General features: G+C 74.3%; 18 protein-coding genes and 2 pseudogenes. 8 read left to right on the top strand and 12 right to left on the bottom strand.

Translation table 11 applies throughout. The annotated features are described in order from the left end of the window. Positions 1-7 precede the first annotated feature (7 nt). Together H300_RS0105860 and ctaD are read left to right on the top strand one after the other, a co-directional pair. Positions 8-1,267 carry a THUMP-like domain-containing protein gene (locus tag H300_RS0105860; protein WP_106966707.1) on the top strand — a complete coding sequence of 420 codons (1,260 nt, stop codon included), beginning with the start codon at positions 8-10 and terminating at the stop codon, positions 1,265-1,267. Positions 1,268-1,452: 185 nt separating this feature from the next. Next, positions 1,453-3,096: pseudogene (gene ctaD, locus H300_RS25175) on the top strand (aa3-type cytochrome oxidase subunit I); the annotation flags it as partial. A 139-nt stretch (positions 3,097-3,235) separates the two neighbouring features. Here the strand turns inward: ctaD and H300_RS0105850 are convergent. The 4 genes from H300_RS0105850 to tsaB all read right to left on the bottom strand — a co-directional run bounded on the left by H300_RS0105850 (position 3,236) and on the right by tsaB (position 5,972). Continuing rightward, positions 3,236-3,472 (bottom strand): hypothetical protein, encoded by a 237-nt coding sequence (locus H300_RS0105850; protein ID WP_037979269.1) that lies wholly within the window; start codon positions 3,470-3,472, stop codon positions 3,236-3,238. Positions 3,473-3,551: 79 nt separating this feature from the next. Next, positions 3,552-4,736 carry a tRNA (adenosine(37)-N6)-threonylcarbamoyltransferase complex transferase subunit TsaD gene (tsaD, locus tag H300_RS0105845; protein ID WP_028426691.1) on the bottom strand — a complete coding sequence of 395 codons (1,185 nt, stop codon included), beginning with the start codon at positions 4,734-4,736 and terminating at the stop codon, positions 3,552-3,554. After that, complete coding sequence (rimI, locus tag H300_RS25170; protein ID WP_078515773.1) at positions 4,729-5,280, bottom strand: ribosomal protein S18-alanine N-acetyltransferase; 552 nt, start codon at positions 5,278-5,280, stop codon at positions 4,729-4,731. Before rimI ends, tsaD begins: the two co-directional genes overlap by 8 nt. 32 nt (positions 5,281-5,312) lie before the next feature. Beyond that, positions 5,313-5,972 carry a tRNA (adenosine(37)-N6)-threonylcarbamoyltransferase complex dimerization subunit type 1 TsaB gene (gene tsaB, locus H300_RS0105835; RefSeq protein ID WP_028426690.1) on the bottom strand — a complete coding sequence of 220 codons (660 nt, stop codon included), beginning with the start codon at positions 5,970-5,972 and terminating at the stop codon, positions 5,313-5,315. A 184-nt stretch (positions 5,973-6,156) separates the two neighbouring features. On the opposite strand from tsaB, the gene H300_RS0105830 reads away from it, so the two are divergent. Further along, entirely contained in the window at positions 6,157-6,711 is a 555-nt protein-coding gene (locus H300_RS0105830; protein WP_028426689.1) for a hypothetical protein, read from the top strand. Positions 6,712-6,783: 72 nt separating this feature from the next. Here H300_RS0105830 and H300_RS0105825 read toward each other — a convergent pair whose 3' ends face one another. The 5 genes from H300_RS0105825 to H300_RS0105805 all read right to left on the bottom strand — a co-directional run bounded on the left by H300_RS0105825 (position 6,784) and on the right by H300_RS0105805 (position 10,938). Further along, entirely contained in the window at positions 6,784-7,068 is a 285-nt protein-coding gene (locus H300_RS0105825) for a hypothetical protein (RefSeq protein ID WP_028426688.1), read from the bottom strand. Between the two features lie 243 nt (positions 7,069-7,311). After that, a complete protein-coding gene (gene tsaE / locus H300_RS0105820; RefSeq protein ID WP_037979265.1) occupies positions 7,312-7,884 on the bottom strand; it encodes a tRNA (adenosine(37)-N6)-threonylcarbamoyltransferase complex ATPase subunit type 1 TsaE in 573 nt (190 codons plus the stop codon). Positions 7,885-7,926: 42 nt separating this feature from the next. Continuing rightward, positions 7,927-9,048: an alpha/beta fold hydrolase gene (locus tag H300_RS25165; protein WP_037979264.1), complete on the bottom strand. Its 1,122-nt coding sequence runs from the start codon at positions 9,046-9,048 to the stop codon at positions 7,927-7,929. After that, on the bottom strand, positions 9,045-10,247 hold the full coding sequence (alr, locus tag H300_RS0105810) for an alanine racemase (RefSeq protein WP_028426686.1): 1,203 nt from the start codon (positions 10,245-10,247) through the stop codon (positions 9,045-9,047). The genes H300_RS25165 and alr overlap by 4 nt, the downstream gene beginning before the upstream one ends. 127 nt (positions 10,248-10,374) lie before the next feature. Beyond that, positions 10,375-10,938, bottom strand: coding sequence for a hemerythrin domain-containing protein (locus H300_RS0105805; RefSeq protein WP_028426685.1), 564 nt, complete (start codon positions 10,936-10,938; stop codon positions 10,375-10,377). 237 nt (positions 10,939-11,175) lie between these two features. Here H300_RS0105805 and H300_RS0105800 point away from each other — a divergent pair, with 237 nt between their 5' ends. The 5 genes and pseudogenes from H300_RS0105800 to yidD form a co-directional block, all read left to right on the top strand. After that, positions 11,176-12,360 (top strand): aromatic acid exporter family protein, encoded by a 1,185-nt coding sequence (locus tag H300_RS0105800; protein WP_051269540.1) that lies wholly within the window; start codon positions 11,176-11,178, stop codon positions 12,358-12,360. A gap of 168 nt (positions 12,361-12,528) precedes the next feature. Then, entirely contained in the window at positions 12,529-12,762 is a 234-nt protein-coding gene (locus tag H300_RS0105795) for a DUF6480 family protein (RefSeq protein ID WP_028426683.1), read from the top strand. A 115-nt stretch (positions 12,763-12,877) separates the two neighbouring features. Further along, positions 12,878-14,059, top strand: a complete 1,182-nt coding sequence (locus H300_RS0105790) for a zinc-dependent alcohol dehydrogenase (RefSeq protein ID WP_028426682.1) — start codon at positions 12,878-12,880, stop codon at positions 14,057-14,059. Between the two features lie 220 nt (positions 14,060-14,279). After that, positions 14,280-14,441: a hypothetical protein gene (locus H300_RS31405; protein ID WP_158678322.1), complete on the top strand. Its 162-nt coding sequence runs from the start codon at positions 14,280-14,282 to the stop codon at positions 14,439-14,441. Between the two features lie 18 nt (positions 14,442-14,459). After that, a pseudogene (yidD, locus tag H300_RS30915) lies at positions 14,460-14,657 on the top strand (membrane protein insertion efficiency factor YidD); the annotation flags it as partial. A 61-nt stretch (positions 14,658-14,718) separates the two neighbouring features. Here the strand turns inward: yidD and H300_RS0105780 are convergent. From H300_RS0105780 to glmS, 3 genes are all read right to left on the bottom strand, one after another. Next, complete coding sequence (locus H300_RS0105780; RefSeq protein ID WP_028426681.1) at positions 14,719-16,152, bottom strand: bifunctional ADP-dependent NAD(P)H-hydrate dehydratase/NAD(P)H-hydrate epimerase; 1,434 nt, start codon at positions 16,150-16,152, stop codon at positions 14,719-14,721. A 69-nt stretch (positions 16,153-16,221) separates the two neighbouring features. Continuing rightward, complete coding sequence (locus H300_RS0105775; protein WP_028426680.1) at positions 16,222-16,590, bottom strand: holo-ACP synthase; 369 nt, start codon at positions 16,588-16,590, stop codon at positions 16,222-16,224. Positions 16,591-16,636: 46 nt separating this feature from the next. Next, positions 16,637-18,484 (bottom strand): glutamine--fructose-6-phosphate transaminase (isomerizing), encoded by a 1,848-nt coding sequence (gene glmS, locus H300_RS0105770; protein ID WP_028426679.1) that lies wholly within the window; start codon positions 18,482-18,484, stop codon positions 16,637-16,639. Positions 18,485-18,584 lie beyond the last annotated feature (100 nt).

Raw genomic sequence — 18,584 nt, 5'->3', positions numbered from 1 at the left:
GGGGAAAATGATCCGTGTGGCCGTATCCCGAGCAACCGACCCGTCCGACAGCACGCCCGACCCGTCCGGCGGCACCCCCGACGCGGTGGTCGGCTTCTCCGCCCTGCTGACCCCGCAGGGGCAACGGCTGCTGGCGGAGCTGCGCGACTTCGCCCCCGAGCGGGAACTGACCCTCGCCACCAGGCTGCGGCGCACCCACCCCGCCCCCCTGGTCTCCGCCGCTCTCGAACAGGCGCGGCTGCGGCAGCGGGCCGCGGCCAAGTTCGGCGCCCGGGACGCCGACCGGATGTACTTCACCCGCGACGGCGTGGAGCAGGCCACCCGGGCGAGTGTGGCCGCGTACCGCGCCGAGCGGGTGGCCGCCCTCGGGGTGCGACGGCTGGCCGACCTGTGCTGCGGCATCGGCGGGGACGCGCTGGCCCTGGCCCGGGCGGGGGTCCGGGTGCTGGCCGTGGACCGCTCCCCGCTGACCTGTGCCGTCCTGCGTGCCAACGCCGCCGCGCTGGACCTCTCCGAGCACATCGAGGTGCGCTGCGCGGAGGTGGGCGAGGTGGATCTCGACGGCTGCGACGCGGTCTTCGTCGATCCGGCCCGGCGCACCGGGCGCGGCCGGGTGTTCGACCCGGAGGCGTACTCGCCCCCGCTCTCCTGGGCGGTGCGCACCGCCCAGGAGATGCCGCACGCCGCGCTCAAGATCGCGCCGGGGGTGCCGCACGCGGCGATCCCGGACGGCGCCGAGGCCGAGTGGATCTCCGACGGCGGCGACGTCAAGGAAGCGGTGCTCTGGTTCGGCGGCCGGCCGGGCCGCCGGGCCACCCTGCTGCCCGGCGGGGACTCACTGCTCGGCCGCGGGCTGCCCGACCCCGCCCCGGGCCCGGTGGGCCGCTACCTCTACGAGCCGGACGGCGCCGTCGTCCGGGCCCACCTGGTGGCCGAGGTCGCCGAGGAGGTGGACGGCAGGCTGATCGACGCGACGATCGCCTACGTCACCTCGGACGCCCTGCACCCCACCCGCTACGCCCGGGCGTACGAGATCACCGACGTCCTGCCGTTCCACCTGAAGAAGCTCCGAGCGCTGCTGCGGGAGCGCCGGGTCGGGGTGCTGACGGTGAAGAAGCGCGGCTCCGCGGTGGAACCGGAGGAACTGCGCCGGAGGGTGAAGCTCGCCGGCCCGCACGCCGTCACCGTCTTCCTCACCCGGGTGGCGGGCGCGCCCACCATGCTGCTGGGCCACCCCGTGGAGCACCCCGGGCGGCGCACGGGCTGATTCCGGCGACGCGCCGCCGGCAGGCTGGACGCGACGTCGGCATGACGGTACCGAATGCGGAGACCCGGGGTCTCGCACGAGCCCCGAACGCCCACCGGGCGACGTCGTCCCCCGCAGGAGTGCGGCTCCGGCCGGCCGCTCCCGGAGGCGGGCACCGCCCGGCGAGTTACCGGCAGGAGACCTGCATGGCCCTGAAGTCACCGAAACCGCGCACCGACCGGACCGCGACGCCCCCGCCCCCTCGCCCCGGAGCGGGACAGCGGGCGGTGCGGTGGCTGACCGCGACCGATCCCAAGACCATCGGCACGCTCTACCTGGTGACGACCTTCGCCTTCTTCCTGCTCGGCGGGGCGCTCGCCCTGCTGATGCGGGCCGAACTCGCCCGCCCGGGCACCCAGATCCTCAGCAACGACCAGTACAACCAGGCGTTCACCCTCCACGGCACGATCATGCTGCTGCTCTTCGCGACCCCGCTGTTCGTGGGCTTCGCGAACTGGATCGTGCCGCTCCAGATCGGTGCGCCGGACGTCGCGTTCCCGCGCCTGAACATGCTGTCCTACTGGCTGTTCCTGTTCGGCGGGCTGCTCGTGGTCGGCGGCCTGCTCATGCCCGGCGGGGCCGCCAACTTCGGCTGGACCGCCTACACGCCGCTCTCGGAGATGACGCACTCGCCCGGCATCGGCGCGGACATGTGGATCATGGGTCTGGCGCTCTCCGGCTTCGGCACCATCCTCGCCGCCGTCAACCTGATGACCACGATCATCTGCATGCGCGCCCCCGGCATGACGATGTTCCGGATGCCGATCTTCACCTGGAACGCGCTGCTCACCGGAGTGCTGATCCTGCTGGCCTTCCCGGTCCTCGCCGCGGCGCTGTTCGCCCTGGAGGCCGACCGGCAGTTCGGTGCGCACATCTTCGATCCGGCGAACGGCGGGGCGCTGCTGTGGCAGCACCTGTTCTGGTTCTTCGGCCATCCCGAGGTGTACATCATCGCGCTGCCGTTCTTCGGCATCGTCTCCGAGGTCATCCCGGTCTTCTCCCGGAAGCCGATGTTCGGCTACATCGGGCTGATCGGCGCGACGATCGCCATCGCGGGCCTGTCGGTCACCGTCTGGGCGCACCACATGTACGTGACGGGCGGGGTGCTGCTGCCGTTCTTCTCGTTCATGACCTTCCTGATCGCGGTGCCCACCGGAGTGAAGTTCTTCAACTGGATCGGCACCATGTGGAAGGGCTCGCTCAGCTTCGAGACCCCGATGCTGTGGACGGTCGGCTTCCTGGTCACCTTCCTCTTCGGGGGTCTGACCGGGGTCATCCTGGCCTCGCCGCCGCTCGACTTCCACGTGACCGACAGCTACTTCGTGGTGGCGCACTTCCACTACGTGGTCTTCGGCACGGTGGTCTTCGCGATGTTCGCCGGATTCCACTTCTGGTGGCCGAAGTTCACCGGGAAGATGCTGGACGAGCGGATCGGCCGCATCCACTTCTGGACGCTCTTCATCGGCTTCCACCTGACCTTCCTGGTGCAGCACTGGCTGGGCGCCGAGGGCATGCCGCGCCGCTACGCCGACTACCTGGACGCGGACGGCTTCACCGCGCTCAACACCCTCTCCAGCATCGGGGCGTTCCTGCTCGGCCTCTCGACGCTGCCGTTCCTCTACAACGTCTGGAGGACGGCCCGGTTCGCCCCGCGGGTGGCCGTCGACGACCCCTGGGGCTTCGGGCGCTCGCTGGAGTGGGCCACCTCCTGCCCGCCGCCGCGGCACAACTTCGTCACGCTGCCGCGGATCCGTTCGGAGTCCCCCGCCTTCGACCTGCACCACCCGGAGTTCCCGACGGCACCGGGGCAGCACCCGCTCGCGTCCCGGGAGAAGGACCTCACCGACAACATCGGCCAGAACCCCAGGGGCGACGACTGAGGACGCCCGCCCGGGACGTGTGCCGGACATGCCCGGCGCCGCCGTCGGATCAGGGGACCTGCTCGAAACGCCAGCGGTGCACGGGGCGTCCGCGCAGCTCCGGCGGCGGATCGGGCAGCTCGGGCAGCTCGGCGTCCTGGGAGGCGTCCCACCAGGTGATGACCAGCACTCGGTCCCCGGGCGCGGTGTAGGTCTCGCGCCGGACGGGGGCCGGGGTGAGTCGCTGCTCACGGGCCCAGGAGAGCAGCTCGCCCGCCCGGCCCTCGGCGGCTCGGGCTTCCCACATGGCGGCGGTAGTCGTCAACGGAGGGCTCCCGGAGTCGGACGGGCGGCGGACGGACGGTACAGGGGACGCGGGCGGCGGGTCAGGAGCGGTACAGGTTCTTCCGGCTCAGCTCGTGCACGTGGTCGTGCGTGTGGCCGCCACGCGGGTGGCCGTCAGGGGCCCGGCCGTCGCCCGCGTGGCCGTGGCCGCCGGCCCCGTGGCCGGAGGCCGGGTGGTGGCCGCTGCCGGGCACGTGCGGCTCGGTGACAGGGAGGGAGGAGTCGGCCGGGAGGTCCCAGTCGGACGCGGAGCGCCCGCGGGCCACCATCTCGGCGCCCAGCGCGGCGACCATCGCGCCGTTGTCGGTGCAGAGCTTCGGGCGCGGCACCCGCAGGGTGATGCCCGCCGCGGCGCACCGCTCCTCGGCCATCGCCCGTAGCCGGGAGTTCGCCGCGACGCCGCCGCCGATCATCAGGTGGTCGACACCCTCGTCCCGGCACGCCCGGACGGCCTTGCGGGTGAGCACGTCGGTGACCGCCTCCTGGAAGGACGCGGCGACGTCCGCCACCGGAACGTCCTCCCCGGCCCGGCGCCTCGCCTCGATCCAGCGGGCCACGGCCGTCTTCAGGCCGGAGAAGGAGAAGTCGTACGCGGCGTCCCGGGGTCCGGTGAGGCCGCGCGGGAAGGCGATGGCCGCCGGGTCCCCCTCCCGTGCCATCCGGTCGATCACCGGGCCGCCGGGGAAGCCGAGGTGGAGGATCCGAGCGATCTTGTCGAACGCCTCGCCGGCCGCGTCGTCGATGGTGGCGCCGAGCGGGCGGACATCCGCGGTGATGTCCGGGGCCAGCAGCAGCGAGGAGTGGCCGCCGCTGACCAGCAGCGCCATCGTCGGTTCCGGCAGCGGGCCGTGCTCCAGTTGGTCGACGCAGATGTGCGAGGCGAGGTGGTTGACGCCGTACAGCGGCTTGCCCAGCGCGTAGGCGAACGCCTTGGCCGCGCTGACCCCGACCAGCAGCGCGCCGGCCAGGCCGGGCCCGGCGGTGACCGCGACGCCGTCCAGGTCGGAGGCCGCCACACCGGCCTCGTCGAGCGCCCGCCGCACGGTCGGAACCATCGCCTCCAGGTGGGCGCGACTCGCGATCTCCGGGACCACGCCGCCGTACCGGGCGTGGTCCGCCACGCTGGAGGCGACCGCGTCGGCCAGCAGGGTGTGCCCCCGCACGACGCCGACACCGGTCTCGTCGCAGGAGGTCTCGATACCGAGGACAAGCGGCTCGTCAGCCATGGGTGGTCGTTCCTTGCTCCGGAGGGTGGTCGGTTTCCGCTTCCCCGGCGGGCGGGCTGCCGGGCGCGGGCCCGGAGGAGGGCGGGGGCTCGACGGGGGCGGCGGTGTGCGGGCGGCGCATCACGAGCGCGTCGACGTTGCCCGGCTGGTAGTAGCCGCGCCGGAAGCCGAGCGGCTCGAAGCCGAAGCGCTCGTACAGCCGCTGGGCACGCGGGTTGTCCACCCGGACCTCCAGCAGCACCTCGGCGCACTCGAAGGCGGTGGCCGCGGCCAGCAGTTCGGACAGCAGCCGCGCTCCCAGTCCGGTGCCCTGGTGCTCGGGGGCGACGGCGATGGTCTGGATGTCGCCGGTGCCCTCGACTGCCGCGAAACCGCCGTAGCCGGCCACCCCGCCCTGCGGCGTCTCCGCCAGGACGTAGCGACGGCCGGCCCCCGGGCCGCGCGCACGGGCGAGCTCGGACCAGAACATCCCCGGTGACCACGCGTCCTCCGGAAACAGCCGGTGCTCCAGGACGAGCACCGGTGCGATGTCCCACCAGCGCATCTCGCGCAGCGTCACCTCGGCCCCCGTGGTGGTCACTTCGGGGTGACCACCTTGTAGTTCGCAGGCACCTGGGCGTCGGGGCGGCGCAGGTAGAGGGGCTGCGGCGGCAGGAGTCCGGCGCCGCCGGCGGCGAGCCGCTCGGCGGCGAGCGCGGCGAGCCCGGCAGCCGACTGGTGCACCGGCAGTTCGGGGCGGAAGCCGGTGAAGGTCTCGGGATAGAGCGCGGCGCCGGCGCCCACCGCCGGGAGGCCCGCCATCCCGTCGAGGTCGGCGGGCCGGTCGACGGCCGGCTCGGTGCCGCGGGTCCTGGCGTCGGTGTACCGGGCCCAGTAGACCTCCTTGCGCCGGGCGTCGGTGGCGACGACGAAGGGTTCGTCGAGCCCGGCGGCGAAGGCGAGGCCGTCCAGTGTGCACAGGCCGTGCACCGGCACGTCGCGGGCGGCGCCGAAGGCGGCGGCGGTGACCAGGCCGACCCGCAGCCCCGTGTAGGGGCCCGGGCCGACACCGACGATGATGCCGGTGACCTCGGCCAGTCCGCGCCCGGCCTCGCGCAGCATGCGGTCCACGGCGGGCAGCAGCAGCTCACCGTGGCGGCGGGCGTCGACCTCGTCGCAGCGGGCGAGGACCCGCCGCCCGTCGTGGAGGGCGACGGTCACGGCGGGGGTGGCGGTATCCAGCGCGAGCAGCAGCACGGAGCCAAGCCTACGGCGCCCGCGGTGGGGGCCCGCCACTCGCGGCCCGCCCGCGGGGGCGGCGCCCGCGGCGCGGCAGGGCGCGGCAGGGACGCGAGCAGCGGTGGCGGTCCGTCAGGTTCTCCGGTCCGGACTGTTACGGTCACTCGTACGATCAAGTCTGCTGTACGAAAGGTGACGCACGGTGGCACGCAACGGTGCGGGATGGTTCGTGGCCGGGCTGACCACGGCGGCGCTGGGCGCGGTCAGCGTGCTGGCGGTCCAGGCGTCCGCCGCTCAGGAGGAGGCCGCCGCGCGGAAGCCGGTCGCCGAGCAGTCCGCCGAACCGGCCGCCTCCCAGGAGGCCGCCCCGGACCCGGAGGCGCTGCCGCAGGACTCCGGCACCGGCCGCCGCGTGGTGTACGGCCTCGCCGCCGAGCGCGTGTGGCTGGTGGACGAGAGCGAGAAGGTGGCCCGGACGTACGAGGTCGTCCCCGGGAACGTCGACCCGCTGCCCGGCGCCTACGCGGTCACCTCCCGCTCCGCGGAGGTCACCGGCTCGGACGGGGTGCCGGTGGAGAACGTCGTCCGGTTCACCCAGGCCGGGGGCACCACGATCGGGTTCAGCGCCGCCGTAGAGGACACCGAGCCCGACCCGGAGATGGCGCAGAAGGCCGGCGGCATCCGCGAGGAGCGCGAGGACGGCGAGGCCATGTGGGTCTTCGCGACCGTCGGAACCGAGGTCGTCGTCGTCCCCTGAGACGGGCGCGGCGGCCGGTGAGGGTGAGCCGGATGCGGCGGCCGGACCGGCTCGGCGGACGCCCGCGTGCGCTCAGGCGGCGTCCGGCTTCCGCCTCGGCCTCGGCTCCGGGAGGTGCTGCGGCGGGAAGGGCCGCGCGTCCTCCGCGGTCCGGGCGGTCTGCCGCACCGGCTCGGCGCTCGGGGTCCCGTCGGCCTCCGGCCCCTGGGCGGCAGCGGCCTCCGGCGCGGATTCGGCCGGCCGCGGACGGCGGGCGGGCGACGGTGGAGTGGAGACGGCCTTCGCGGCGTCTCCGGCTGCGAGCAGCGCGGCGAACGGCGGGAAGTCCGGCGGCGATGTGCGCTCCCGATCCGGCATTGTCCCTCCTCGGACGCTCAAGTTAGGCGAACCTAACCGCCCCATGCTCCCATGGGACCACGGGGTGGGTGCCCTGCGCAAGATTTTACCGACAGCCCGTCGGAACATGTACCGGATCGGCCCACACCGGCGCACGCCCCACCGCCCCGGACGCTCCGGCGCACGTCGCCCGCGGAGTCCCCACCGCGCCGGCCCCGGCTCCGCGCCGGACGCAGCAGCCGGCGCGGAGCCGGGAAGAGACGCTCAGGGGCGTCCGAGCGCGACCGGTGCGGCCTCCTGCCAGCGGCGCCCCACCCCTGTCAGCATGACGATCCGCCGGTCCACCGGCTCCGCCACCACCGTCCCCGCAGCGCCCCCGGCCTCCGGCCCCCCGCCGGCGGCCCTGGTCCCGGCTCCGGCCTCGCCCAGGGGACGGTCCTCGCCGAGGGCGCGCTCGATCACCACGTGCAGCCGGTCGTCCGACAGCTCCTCGACCTTGCCGTCGCCCCACTCCACCAGCACCACCGACTCCGGCAGCGAGACGTCCAGGTCCAGGTCCTCCATCTCGTCCAGACCGCCGGTCAGCCGGTAGGCGTCCACGTGCACCAGCGGGGGGCCGCCGGTGAGCGAGGGGTGGACCCGGGCGATGACGAAGGTCGGCGAGGTCACGGCACCGCGCACCCCGAGTCCGGCGCCGAGCCCGCGGGCCAGGGTCGTCTTGCCCGCGCCGAGTTCGCCGGTGAGCAGCACCAGGTCTCCGGGCCGCAGCGCAGCGGCCAGCCTGCGGCCCAGTTCCTGCATCTCTTCCGGGGTGTCCACGGTGATCCGGTTCTGCATGGCCCCGATGCTAAGGGCTCCCCCGGTCCGACCTCACGCCCGCTACGAGCGGGGGGCCGGCCCGGTGACGCGCTCCAGCAGCTCCGCCAGCCGCTCGCCGAGCAGTTCGGGGCGCTCCAGCATCAGCAGGTGCCCGGTGTCCGGGACGATCTCCAGCTTCGCGTTCGGCAGCAGCGAGGCGATCGCCTCGCTGTGCGCGTGCGGGGTGAGCTGGTCGCGGTCGCCCGCGATCACCAGGGCCGACCGGTCGTCGAAGGAGGGCAGCGCGTCGGTCTTCTCGTGGCGGTGGAACGCCGGGTAGAACTCCGCGACCACATCGATCGGGGTGCTCTCGATCATCCTCTCGGCGAACCTGGCGACGGCGGGATCGACCGTACGGGGCTCCCCGAACGAGTAGTGCTTGACGAGCCCGGCCAGCAGGTCGGCGGTCGCCGCCCGACCGCGCTCCACCAGCGCGGTGTAGCCGGCGAGCGTCTGGAGGACGCCCGGCACCACGCGTTGCAGTGCCTTCATCCCGGCGGCGGGCAGCCCGTAGGTGACCTCGCCGAGCCCGCCCGCGGAGGTGGCGACGAACGCCGTTCCGACCACCCGCTCGGCCACCCAGTCGGGATACTGGTCGGCCAGCGCCATCATGGTCATGCCGCCCATCGAATGGCCGACGAGGAGTACCGGCCCCTGCGGTACGGCGGCGTCCAGGACCGCCTTGAGGTCGCGGCCCAGCCGCTCGATACTGACCGGGACGGTGCCGGACGCTCCCACCGCCTGGGCCCGGCCGCGCTCCGACCTGCCGTGGCTGCGCTGGTCCCAGTAGACGGCCCGTACGTTTCCCAGCTCGCGCAGCGCGGCACGCTGGAAGTGCCAGGAGTCCTGGGTGAGGCAGTAGCCGTGGCTGAACACCACGGTGGGCACCGGTTCCGTGCAGCGGAAGCGCCGGCGGACCGGTGGCCGGGCGGGCTCGTCGACCTCGTAGTGCAGCTCGGTGCCGTCGTCAGCGGCGGCCGTGCCCACGGTGCCGCGCAGCGTGCCGTACGGCCCGGTCGCGTCGAGCGCCAGCCGGGCCTTGCGGCGGACCGAGCGCTGCACGGTGAGCCGCTCCACCGCCACCCCGGCGGCCACCACTCCCAGCGCCGCTCCGGCGAGCCGCGTCCAGCCCGGTTCGCTCACGCCGTGCCTCTCCGCTCCGCGCCCGCGTCCTCGCGCACGGGGGCGTCCTCGCGGGCGCCGAGGTACACGCGGGGGACGCGGGGCCCGATGCGGGTGACGATCTCGTAGCCGATGGTGCCGGCCGCCCGCGCCCAGTCCTCCGCCGTGGGCTCCCCGCGGTCGCCAGGTCCGAAGAGCACCGCCTCGTCACCGGCGCGAGCGAGGTCCCCGCCGAGGTCCACCACGAACTGGTCCATCGCCACCCGCCCGGCGACCGTGCGCAGCTTGCCCGCGATCAGGACCGGGCCGGTCCCCGAGCCGTGCCGGGGGATGCCGTCCGCATAGCCGGCCGGAACCAGCGCCAGCGTCGTCGAGCCCGGGGTGACGTAGGCGTGGCCGTAGGAGACGCCGTGTCCGCCCGGCACCTGTTTGACGCCTGCCAGCCGGGCCGTCAGCCTCATCACCGGACGCAGGCCGAAGTCCTGCGGGGTGCCGACCTCCGGCGAGGGGGAGAGCCCGTAGACCGCGATCCCGGGCCGCACCATGTCGAAGTGCGAGGCGGGGAGGGTGAGCGTCGCCGGGGAGTTGGCCAGGTGCCGCACCTCGGGACGGATTCCGACTCGCTCCGCGAGCGCCAGCGCCTCCCGGTACACGTCGAGCTGCGCGGCCACGGACGGGTGGCCGGGCTCGTCCGCGCACGCGAAGTGCGACCAGACGCCGGTGACGCGAAGGACGCCCTCGACCTCCGCGGCCCGTGCGGCAGCCAGCAGGTCCGGCCAGTCGGCGGGCTGGCAGCCGTTGCGGCCCAGCCCGGAGTCGATCTTCAGATGCACCCGGGCGGTGCGCCCACAGGCCCGCGCAGCGGTGCTGATCTCGTCGAGCGCCCACCGCGCCCCGACCGAGACGTCGATGTCCGACTCGACGACCTCCCGCCACGGGCCGCCGGGTGTCCACAGCCAGCACAGCAGCCGCCCGCGGTCACCGTCCGCCCGCAGGGCGAGGGCCTCGTGCGGGGTGGCCGTGCCCAGCCAGCCCGCACCGCCCTGCCGGGCGGCCCGGGCGCAGGGCAGCAGTCCGTGCCCGTAGGCGTCTGCCTTGACGACCGCCATCAAGGCGGTGCCGCCGGTGCGTTCGCGCAGCGCCCGCACGTTGCCGCGCAGGGCGTCGAGGTCGATCTCGGCGCGCAGCCGCGGGTGCCCTGGGGACGGTGCTGTGTTCACCCTTCCAGTGTGGCAGGACTCCCGACCGGGTTCGCTGTCGGCGCCCGGCCCGCGCGGGTCGCGGCGTGCCCGCCCGGGCCGGCCGGGCACGGCCCGCGCACGCGGACGGGAGAGCGGGCGGCCGGGCTCAGCGGCCGCCGCCGCGGCCGGTCGCCGCGTCCCGGATGCGGTCCACGAAACCCAGGCCGCCACCGAGCAGGCGGTTCGGGGAGGGGTCGTCGGGGCCGGTGGGCCGCGGCCTGGTGGGCGCCTTCGCCTTCGTCTCCCTGACTCGTTCGCCCAGCTCCAGCAGCCGCTTCCGGCCGAGCGCCGACTCCAGCGCCGGGTAGAGGTGGCGCTCCTCGTCCTGCCGCTGGGTGCGGAACTTCTCCGCCAGGGCGCCGGCCAGCCGGTCGAACTCGGGTGCGCCGGCCTCGTGGCCCTCGGCGTCCTTGAGCAGCCGCTCGACGTCCGCGGTGTCGCGGCGTCCGCGCTCCGCCAGCTCCGCACCGTCCGGGGCGTGGGACTCGAGCGCGGGGTAGAGGTGCGTCTCCTTGGCCATGCCGTGCTGCACCAGGGCGATGGTCGCCTGATCCAGCCGCTCCTTGCGGGCCGGGTCGCCCGCGGGAAGCCCGTCCAGCCGGCCGAGCAGCTCCTCGATCTCCCGGTGATCCCGGGTCAGTTCCTCGGTCACGGTGGTGTGCTGCGCCATGATCGTATCCTCATCCGTGCGAAGTGCGGCCCACTGCCGGACCGTTCATTCCCGGGTATCCGTCCCCGGGGTCACGTAACGCGATACGGCGGCACCTCGTCCGCGGGGCGTCCCGGCACCCGGGGGCGACACGCCGACGAGACGCACGCAACTGTCACAGAACGGTGGACCGGGGTACTTCCTACCTTCGATGTCCCTTCGACCCCGCAGGCCCTCTTCTCACCACAGGTGTCCCCCATGCCCCTTACACCCTCCCTGTCCCCCTCGAACGCCGCCCGCGCCCTCTTGCACGCCACCCGGTCCGTGCGCAGCGAGGCCTCGTACGTCGGAGCGGCGGTCCGCCGCGTGTGGCAGCAGCCCGGCCGGGAGCGCGACCTGGCGGCACAGTCCGTCAAGGCCGCCCTCGCCGCGGTGATCGCCTGGACCGTGGCCTCCTGGCTGCTCTCGGACAGCATCAGTCTGATGGCCCCCTGGGTGGCCGTGGTCCTCGTCCAGTCGACGATCTACCAGTCGATCTCCCAGGGCGCCCGGCAGACCCTGGCCATCGCCATCGGCACGATGTTCGCCACCGGGGTCGGCATGGTGGTGGTCAACACCGCGCTCGCCATGATGCTGGTCGTGCCGGTCACCCTCCTGCTCGGCAACTGGCCGCGCTTCGGCAGCCAGGGGATCTACAACGCGACTTCGGCGATGTTCGCCCTGATCGGCGGCCCGGTGACGCTCGGCCTCGGCCTGGAGCGGGTTTTCGCGGCGGTGCTGGGCGCCGCCATCGGCATCGCGGTGAACGCACTCATCCGACCGCCCACCTACCTGCGGGACGCCCGTCGCTCGATCCGTGCAGCCACCGAGGAGGCCTGCGACATCCTGCGCACCATGGCGGAAGGACTGCGGGACTCCCTCGACGCCGACCGCGCCCAGGAGTGGCTGGACCGCACGGGTCGGCTGCCGCGGCTGGTCTCCGGCGTCCGCTCGGCGCTCGCCTGGGACCGCGAGAGCCTGCGGATGAACGTCCGGTACCGGAACAGCATGGGGGGCTACCCTTCCGACTACTCCTCCGACGACGTGGTCAACACCCTGTGGCACGTCTGCGATCACGTCAGGGAGATGGCGCGGACCTTCTCCGAGGTCGCGGTGACCCGTGGACCGGACGAGCCGCCGGTTCCCGAGCTGGCCCGCTCCTACTCCGACTTCCTCGACAGCATGTCCACGGCCGTGGCCGCCTACGGCGAGGCGGTGACGAGCAACGAGCGCACGGCGGAGCGCGACCTCGACGACGCGTTGGAGAAGGCGCAGAGCGTGCACGACCGCCTCCAGCAGAAGCTCACCCAGGACCCCGTTCCGGACGCCGCCTCGATAGAGGTGCTGGGACCGCTGCTCGCGGACGCCCGCCGACTGACGAGGCAGCTCAACGACCGCGACTGACCCGCGTCGACGCGGTGCACCGGGACGGGGTCCCGCGCGGACCGCGCCGTGGGGACTGCTGCGCCTGGTTGCTCCACCCGGGTCCGTCGGCACGGCTAACGCCTTCCGAACGTGAGGCCGGTGAGTCTGTGCAGGTGTGAAGCAGCCCGTTCATGGAACCCGGCAGCCATGAACAGCAACCCTGACCCGGAACCGCGCAGCACGACGGGCCTGGAGAACGGCGGCTCCGTTCCTCCGGGGGAGACGCCCCCGGCGGAGGGCAGCATGTCCGAGTCGGGCCCCGACGAGCGGCACAACCCGACGAAGGGCTGGGCGAAGGCTCCCCTGGCGGCGATTTTCGTGGTCAGCGGGTTGGTGTCGGCGTTCTTCCTGGCCTACGCGGTCTTCCTGATCACCGACTGAGCACGTCCGCCTCCCGCGGCACCACCTCCCGCCGGCCCGGCACCGCACGCGTGGCACGTCCGCGACCGGGTACCCGACGCGTCCCGAGCCCCCCTCGCCCCGGAGGTGAGCGCACATGAAGGCGACCGTGTGGCACGGCAAACGCGACGTACGCGTCGAGGAGGTTCCGGACCCGAGAATCGAGGAACCCACGGACGCGGTGATCCGGGTGACGTCGAGCGGACTCTGCGGCTCCGACCTCCACCTCTACGAGGTGCTCGCTCCCTTCATGACCCCCGGTGACATCCTCGGGCACGAGCCCATGGGCGTCGTCGAGGAGGTCGGGGCCGGAGTCACCAACCTCGCGCCGGGCGACCGGGTGGTGGTGCCGTTCCAGATCGCCTGCGGCTCCTGCTTCATGTGCGACCGGGGGCTCCAGACCCAGTGCGAGACCACCCAGGTACGCGACCAGGGCAGCGGGGCGGCGCTCTTCGGCTACACCGAACTGTACGGAGCGGTGCCCGGCGCCCAGGCGGAGTACCTGCGGGTGCCGCAGGCCCACTACGGCCCGATCAAGGTGCCCGAGGGGGTCCCCGACGACCGCTACCTGTTCCTGTCCGACGTGGCCCCGACCGCCTGGCAGGCGGTGGAGTACGCCGACACGCCTCGCGGCGGCACCCTGCTCGTGCTCGGTCTCGGCCCGATCGGCGACATGGCCTGCCGGATCGCCACGTGGAAGGGCGTCGAGCACGTCATCGGCGTCGACCTGGTGCCCGAGCGGCTGGAGCGCGCCCGCGCCCGCGGCGTGGAGGTGCTGAACCTGACCGAGCACGAGGCGATCGCCGAGGCCGTGCGGGAACGCACCTCGGGGCGCGGAGCGGACGCCGTGATCGACGCCGTGGGCATGGAGGCGCACGGCCACCGGGCCGGGAAACTCGTCCAGGACGCCGGCGCGATGCTCCCCGGGCGGATGGCCGAGAAGGTGGCGTCAAAGGCGAGCGTCGACCGGCTCGCGGCGCTGAACCTGGCGATCGACGCCGTGCGCCGCGGCGGCACCCTCTCGCTCAGCGGCGTCTACGGAGGCGCGGCCGACCCGCTGCCGATGCTCACCCTCTTCGACAAGCAGATCCAGTTGCGGATGGGCCAGGCGAACGTGCGCCACTGGACGCCGGAGATCATGCCGCTGCTCACCGAGGACGACCCGCTGGGCGTGGACAGCTTCGCCACCCACCACGTCCCGCTGGACCGCGCGGCGGAGGCGTACGGGATGTTCCAGGAGAAGCGGGACGGCGCGGTGAAGGTCGTCTTCCACCCCTGACCCGCCCCCGCCGGATGTGCTCGTGGATGGGCATCCGCGGGGGCGGGAGGGCTCATCGGCACGGGGGTACGGCGTGGGACGGGGATTTCTCGGCGCGGGCGGGAAGACAGGCACGAAAAAGGAAAAGAAGCGCCGCGACGGTTGCGACCGGTGCGATGCCTGCGACGCGTGCGAGCCCTGCAACGGAAGCGGATGCGACGGCTTCCTCACCCTCTCCGGCGTGTTCCTGCTGACCGCCGGGGTGTCCCGCCGCCTGCCGACCCGCCGCACCAGCGCTCGCCCCTCCGGCGCCGGCGCCCCCGAAGAGCCCGTGTCGCCGAACCACGGGAAGGCGGCACCGAGTCCCGGGGCGTCGGCCGTGCTGGCCGCGATCGGCTGGTAGCGGCGCCAGGTCTTCCCCTGGACGCGCGCCCGCTGCCGCTATCTGCCCACGTGCAGCGCCTACGGCGCGGAGGCCGTTCGGCGGCACGGGCTGGAGACGGGCAGCCGCCTGACGGCCGACCGCCTCCGCCGCTGCCGCTGCTCCGTCCCCGCCGGAACCCCCGACCCCGTCCCGCAGCCCGGCGCCGTCCCGGCGCCCGGCGCCGGAGGGCGCTGAGGGCGGGACGGGGCCGGGGGAACCCGGGCGGGTGCGGGAACATGCGGCGTCAGGGGTGACCTCAGGGGGCGGCGACCTCGCGCCAGGCGGCGGTGAGGGCGACGGCGACGTCGGGGGCCGTGGGTGGTACCGCCGCCAGGCGTCCGGCGAGCCCGTGCAGGTAGGCACCGGCCGAGGCCGCGTCCCGAGCGGCCAGCCCGGCGGCCAGCAGCGAGCCGATCAGCCCGGACAGCACATCCCCGCTGCCGGCCGTCGCAAGCCAGGGACTGCCGCCGGGGTCGACCCGGACCGGACCCCCGCCCGGCTCCGCGACAAGCGTGGCACTGCCCTTGAGCAGGACGGTCGCCCGGTAGCGCGAGGCCAGCTCGCGGACGGCCGAGAGCCGGGCGGTCTCGACGTCCTCCCGGGACCACCCCAGCAGCGTGGCGGCCTCGCCCGCGTGCGGGGTGAGCACCGTCGCGGGACCGCGCCGGCGCACCCGGGCGGCGTTCGCCAACCGCAGACCGTCCGCGTCCAGCAGCACCGGCACGTCCGCGTCCAGCACGTCCGCGACGGCGCGGGAGGCGTCCTCGCCGTCGCCGAGACCGGGTCCGGCCACCCAGGCCTGCACCCGTCCCGCCTCCCGCGGGGGCCCGGAGGACACCAGGGCCTCCGGGTGCCGGGCGATCACCTCGGCCGCGCCCGTCCCGGCGTAGCGGACGGCTCCCGCGCCACCGCGCAGGGCGCCCGAGACGGCCAGCACCGCCGCGCCCGGGTAGCGCGCCGAGCCGGCCACCACACCGACCACCCCGCGCCGGTACTTGTCGCTCTCCTGCGCGGGCCGCGGCAGCGACCGGGCGACGTCGCGGTGCTGGAGCGCCTCGGCCTCGGGACGGTCCGGCAGGTACGGGCCCAGCCCGATGTCCACCAGCCGCAGCGCTCCGGCGTACTCCCGGGCCGGAGCGATGAGCAGACCGGGCTTGTACGCCCCGAGGGTGACGGTGGCCGCAGCCCGTACGGCGTCGCCCGCCACCTCGCCGGTGTCCGCGTCCACACCGCTCGGCAGGTCGACCGCGAGCACCGGCGCGGTGACGCATCCCGCCAGTTCCGCGGCGGCCGGACGCAGCCCGCCCCGGCCGCCGATCCCGGTGATCCCGTCGAGCACCAGATCCGCACGCCGCAGCGCCGTCCGACCGTCCTCGCCCGCGGCGACGCGGCCGCCCGCGGCCCGCAGCGCGGCCAGCCCGGCGCGATGGCCGCGCTCCGGACCGACCGGCACGGCGGTGACTCCGGCGCCTCGCCGGGCCAACCGGGCGCCGGCCAGGAGCGCGTCGCCCCCGTTGTCGCCGCTCCCGACCAGCAGCGCCACCCGGCTGCCGTACACCCGGACCAGCATCCCGGCGGTGGCCGCCGCCAGCCCGGCGGCGGCCCGCTGCATCAGCGCGCCGTCCGGAAGCCCGGCCATCAGCCGCTGCTCGGCGGCCCTCACGTCCTCGACACGGTAGGCAGTCCTCATCCGGCCAGTGTCTCAACCGCCGGGCTGCCGCGCCCGTTTCCCCGACCCGCCGCCCGCGCCGCGGGCCGCTCAGCCCTCCGCGACGACGACGGCCGAGGCGACGCCCGCGTCGTGGGAGAGCGAGACGTGCCAGTGCCTCACGCCGAGTTCCTCGGCGCGGGCCGCGACGGTGCCCCGAACGACCAGCGAGGGGCGGCCCGAGTCGGCGGTCAGCACCTCCGCGTCCGTCCAGTGCAGCCCGGCGGGGGCGCCGAGCGCCTTGGCCAGTGCCTCCTTCGCCGCGAACCGGGCCGCCAGCGAGGCGACGCCCCGGCGCTCGCCGCTGGGCAGGTGCAGCTCTCCGTCGAGGAACAGCCGCGCGGCCAGTGCCGGGGTGCGCTCCAGCGAGGCGGCGAAGCGGTCGATCTCCGCGACGTCGATGCCCACTCCGATGATCACCGGTGCCCCTCTCCCGCCGGACCCGTGCCGCAGGGCGCTGCCGGACTCATTCCACCGTCACCGACTTCGCCAGGTTGCGCGGCTGGTCCACCTCGTTGCCCCGGGCCGTGGCCAGCTCGCAGGCGAACACCTGGAGGGGCACCGTCGCGACCAGCGGTTGGAGCAGGGTCGGGGTGACGGGGACCCGGACGAGGTGGTCCGCATACGGCACGACGGCCTCGTCCCCCTCCTCGGCGATCACGATCGTCCGGGCGCCGCGGGCCCTGATCTCCTGGATGTTGGAGACGGTCTTGTCGTGCAGCACCGACCGGCCGCGTGGCGAGGGGACGACCACGACCACCGGGAGGTCCTCCTCGATCAGTGCGATCGGCCCGTGCTTCAGCTCGCCCGCCGCGAACCCCTCGGCGTGCATGTAGGCCAGCTCCTTGAGCTTGAGCGCCCCCTCCAGCGCCACCGGGTAGCCGACGTGCCGGCCGAGGAAGAGCACGGTGTCCTTGCCGGCGAGGCTGCGGGCCAGCTCCCGGACGGGGCCCATGGTGGCCAGGACGTCCGCCACCCCGTCGCCCATCCGGGCCAGCTCCCGGACGACGGAGGCGATCTCGTCGCCCCACTTGGTGCCGCGGACCTGCCCGAGGTAGAGCGCGACCAGGTAGCAGGCGACCAACTGGGTCAGGAAGGCCTTCGTGGAGGCCACCGCCACCTCGGGCCCGGCCCGGGTGTAGAGCACCGCGTCCGACTCGCGGGGGATCGTCGAGCCGTTGGTGTTGCAGATGGCCAGCACCCGGGCGCCCTGCTCCCTGGCGTGCCGCAGGGCCATCAGGGTGTCCATGGTCTCGCCGGACTGCGAGATCGCCACCACCAGCGTGCGCGAGTCCAGGATCGGATCGCGGTAGCGGAACTCGCTGGCCAGTTCGGTCTCGCAGGGGATGCGCGTCCAGTGCTCGATGGCGTACTTCGCGATCATCCCGGCGTGGAAGGCGGTGCCGCAGGCGACGACGACGACCTTGTCGATCTCGCGCAGGACCGCGTCCGCGATGCGCAGCTCGTCCAGGCGGAGAACCCCCGAGTCGTCGACCCGGCCCAGCAGGGTGTCGGCGATCGCCTTCGGCTGCTCGGCGATCTCCTTGAGCATGAAGTAGTCGTAGCCGTCCTTCTCGGCCGCAGCCGCGTCCCAGTCCACGTGGTAGCCGCGCACCTCGGCGGGCACGCCGTCGAAGTCGGTGACGGCGGCCCCCTCGGGCGTCAGCTCGACGACCTGGTCCTGCCCGAGTTCGAGCGCCTCCCGGGTGTGTGCGATGAACGCGGCGACGTCGGAGGCCAGGAACCACTCGCCCTCGCCGACCCCGACCACCAGCGGCGAGTTGCGGCGGGCGCCCACCACCGTGTCCGGCGCGTCCGCGTGCACGGCGACCAGGGTGAACGCGCCGTCCAGGCGACGGCAGACCTGCCGCATCGCCTCCGCCAGGTCACCGCAGGAGGAGAACGCCTCCGCCAGCAGGTGGGAGACGACCTCGGTGTCGGTGTCGGAGTCCACCCGGTGGCCGCGCTCGGTCAGCTCGCAGCGCAGCGCGGCGAAGTTCTCGATGATGCCGTTGTGGACCACCGCGACCCGGCCGGAGTTGTCCAGGTGCGGGTGGGCGTTGGCATCGGTGGGGCCGCCGTGGGTGGCCCATCTGGTGTGCCCGATCCCGGTGCCGCCGCCGGGCAGCGGCCGGTCGTCGAGCAGCTCGGCCAGGTTGCCGAGCTTGCCCGCCCGGCGTGCCGCGGCCAGACCGCCATCGGCGAGCACCGCCACCCCGGCGGAGTCGTAGCCCCGGTACTCCAGCCGTCGCAGCCCGGCCATGACCACATCGAGGGCGGACCGCCCTCCCACGTATCCCACGATCCCGCACATGCGGGCAGCCTACGACGGCCGGGGCCGGCTCCCGCACCGGCCGTCCGGCGCGCCGGGCCGGACGGGAGGCGCGGGCGAGGGCGTCTCGCGCCGGAAAGTG

It is taken from the genome of Streptomyces sp. TAA040 (assembly GCF_000424845.1).
Note: the sequence above shows the minus strand (reverse complement) of the source record. Positions and strands in the feature narration are given on the sequence as shown.